General features: G+C 75.3%; 1 pseudogene. It reads left to right on the top strand.

Annotated elements, in window-relative coordinates:
* Positions 1–19: 19 nt before the first annotated feature.
* Positions 20–594, top strand: a pseudogene (locus ACXJKG_RS21375) (MFS transporter); the annotation flags it as partial.

The raw sequence follows: 594 nt of genomic DNA, 5'->3' as shown, positions 1-594 counted from the left end.
GCGCTGGGGCGTCCTGTCGATGCTGGTCGGCATCGTGGTCCTCATCGGCGCGCTCGAGGTGGGTGCCGGCGCCGAGATCGTGGCGGTGCCGCTGCTGCTCGCCGGCTTCGGGGTGGGCGCGCTCGCGTCGCAGCTCGGCGCGGTGACCGTCTCGGCGGTCCCCGACGAGGAGACCGGGGACGTCGGCGGCGTGCAGAACACGATGACCAACCTCGGTGCGTCGCTGGGCACGGCCGTCGCCGGGTCGATCCTCATCGCGACCCTCACGTCCACCCTGCTCCTCGGGCTGGGCGACAACCCGCAGGTCAGCGAGGAGGTCGCGGCGAGCGCGCAGGTGGAGCTCGCCGGCGGCGTGCCGTTCGTCTCGGACGCCCAGCTGGAGACTGCGCTCGCCGACGCGGGCGTGCCGAGCGCCGAGGCGACCGCGATCGTCGACGAGAACGAGTCCGCCCGGATCGACGCCCTGCGCGCGAGCCTGGCGGCGCTGGCGTTCGTCGCCGCTCTCGCGCTGTTCTTCTCGCGGTTGCTCCCGACGGCGCCCGTGGGTTCCGAGCCGGCGGCGGCCGCCGGGCCGCCACCGGCCCGCGTCGACTA

Source organism: Cellulomonas sp. P5_C6, assembly GCF_054049635.1.
The sequence above is the reverse complement of the archived record's forward strand: the minus strand, read 5'-3'. Positions and strand labels throughout refer to the sequence as shown.